Source organism: Stenotrophomonas sp. 2YAF22 (genome assembly GCF_052114665.1).
GTDB classification, from domain to species: domain Bacteria; phylum Pseudomonadota; class Gammaproteobacteria; order Xanthomonadales; family Xanthomonadaceae; genus Stenotrophomonas; species Stenotrophomonas indicatrix.
Genome location: NZ_JBFRFE010000648.1, coordinates 1 through 2,397, shown reverse-complemented (window position 1 = coordinate 2,397; position 2,397 = coordinate 1). Strand labels below are relative to the sequence as shown.

The 2,397-nt window shown below is 66.4% G+C and carries 3 protein-coding genes; all 3 read left to right on the top strand.

The features are described 5' to 3' along the window. On the top strand, window positions 1–1,281 hold a 1,281-nt coding region (locus tag AB4Y84_RS19450; protein ID WP_442250703.1), incomplete at its 5' end, for an EF-Tu/IF-2/RF-3 family GTPase. Between the two features lie 202 nt (window positions 1,282–1,483). Next, on the top strand, window positions 1,484–1,756 hold the full coding sequence (locus AB4Y84_RS19445; protein ID WP_025877210.1) for a hypothetical protein: 273 nt from the start codon (window positions 1,484–1,486) through the stop codon (window positions 1,754–1,756). A 111-nt stretch (window positions 1,757–1,867) separates the two neighbouring features. Beyond that, window positions 1,868–2,397: SapC family protein (locus AB4Y84_RS19440; protein WP_442250702.1), on the top strand; the 530-nt coding region annotated here is incomplete at its 3' end.

Below are 2,397 nucleotides of genomic sequence, written 5' to 3'. Positions count from 1 at the left end.
GGTGCTGGCGTGCCGGTGCTGGCCGGCGCCGCCTTCAAGGACAAGGGCATCGAACCGTTGCTGGATGCGGTGGTCGATTACCTGCCGTCGCCGCTGGATCGTCCTGCGGTCACTGCCGAAGGCGAGGGCGGCGACGTCCTGCTGCCGCCGGACCCGGACGGTCCGCTGGCTGGCCTGCTGTTCAAGATCACCCACCAGCAGCACGGTGCGTTGAGCTTCGTGCGGCTGTACTCGGGCACCTTGAAGGTAGGCGACAACGTGGCCAGCTCGCAGCACCCGCAAGGGCGTCGCATCAGCCGGCTGGTGCGCGTGCAGGCCGACCAGACCCAGGACATCGGGCAGGCCGTGGCTGGCGACATCGTGGCGGTGCTGGGCTGGAAGGATGCGGTCAGCGGTGAAACGCTGAGCGGGCGAGGGCAGCCGCTGCTTCTGGAGAGCATCCAGGCGCAGGCCCCGGTGCTGGCATGGCGGCTGGAGCCTGCACGTGCGGCCGACCTGATCCGGCTGGCGCAGGGTCTGGCCAGCCTGGCCCAGGAAGATCCCTCGTTCCGGGTGGAAACCGATCGCGACACCGGTGAAACCCTGGCCTGGGGCATGGGCGAGCTGCACCTGGAAGTGATGGTCGAGCGCCTGCGCAGCGAATGGAAGCTGGACATCGGCATTGGCGCGCCACGCGTGGCTTACCAGGAGACGCCGCAGCGTGCCGTTGAAGGCGTCGTGGGCCGTCTGGTCAAGCAGACCGGTGGCCAGGGCCAGTTCGCGCACGTGGTGCTGGATGTGGTGCCGCGCGACGACGGCGAGGTTGTGTTCAATGACCGCATCGTCGGTGGCGTGGTGCCGCGCAACTTCATCGCTGCGGTGGAGAAGGGAGTTCGTGCTGCGTTGTCGGAAGGCCCGCAGGGCCATCCGGTAGTCGGCATCGAAGTCAGCCTGGTGGATGGCCAGACCCACGCGAAGGATTCGTCGGAGATGGCGTTCCATCGGGCCGGCAGCGAGGGCATCAAGGCCGCGCTGGCGGCCAGCGGTACGCAGCTGCTGGAACCGGTAATGGCGGTGACGGTGCATTCACCGTCGGCCTCGGTGGGGGACGTGGTGGGCGATCTGAATCGCCGCCATGGACGCGTTGCCCGCATCGACGACCAGGACGGTCGCGCCGAAGTCAGCGGGTTCGCGCCGCTGGCGCAACTGGTCGGTTACACGACTTCGCTGCGTTCGCTGAGCCAGGGACGCGCCAGCAGCGAATCGCACCTGCATGGCTACGAGCCCGTGCGTGCTTCGTAAGGAAAGAGCAGGGGAGCCCGTTCGCGGGCTCCCTTTTTACGTATTGGCGGGGGACTTATCCACGCCATGCGTGGATGTGTGCCCGTCGTGCACGACGCACTTGCACTGCATTGCAACAAAACTGCAGAAAAAGCTGGATTAAAGTGATGCCTCACGATAAATTGCGCACCCCCCGTTGCTTGCCGCCGCCCGCACCCTGCCCATGCGTGATGACAATGATCCCGGAACCCTGGAGCTGACCCTGCCGCGCAAACGCGGTCGGCCGCCCAAGTTCGGGTACGCAATGAGCGACGCACAGCGGGCTGCACGCTATCGGGCACGGCGCGCTGGCCAGGCCAACCACGCCGATGTGCGGCATTGCAGCGACATGGTCCTGCTGGACAAGATCCGCGCAGCGGTCAGTGCGCGCGACACCGAACTGGCCGGCTTCCTGGTCCACGTACTGTGGCAGCGCTACCCGTTGCAGCTGAAATAAGTCGGCGGCGGGGTGGCCGTTGTCACCTGCCTTGTTGATAATGCGGGATTCAGGTTGTTCCCGCTGGCGCGCCCGGGATGRCAGGCGCGCATGATCGACATGGTTTCCACGATGACCACCACCAGCGACACCACCACCGAAGCTGCGCCGAGCAGCGCGCCCCTGTTCTACACCCGCCCGGTGCCGCTGCAGGCAGACCTGCACGCCGATCTGCGCATCCTGCCGGGCAAGCTCGAGTTCGCTGCCAGCAGCAACTCCATCCCGCTGGTGCTGGGCGAATTCTCGCTGGCGCTGCACCACTTCCCGATCCTGTTCGCAGGCCCGAGCGCGGTGCCGATGGCCGCCGTGGGCGTGACCACCGACAACCTGTTCATCACCGATGGCCTGTGGGACGACGAGACCTACATCCCGGCCTACCTGCGCCGCCATCCCTTCATCTTCATCGACACCGGCGCGGACAATGACTTCCTGCTCGGCATCGACGAAGACAGCCCGCGCATCGTCCGTGGCGGCGAAGAAGGCCAGCCGCTGTTCGTCGATGGCAAGGCCACCGAGATGGTGCAGCAGGCGCTTGAGTTCTGCGGCCAGTTCACCCGCGAGCACGAGCAGACCCAGGCCTTCTCCAAGGCACTGGTCGACAA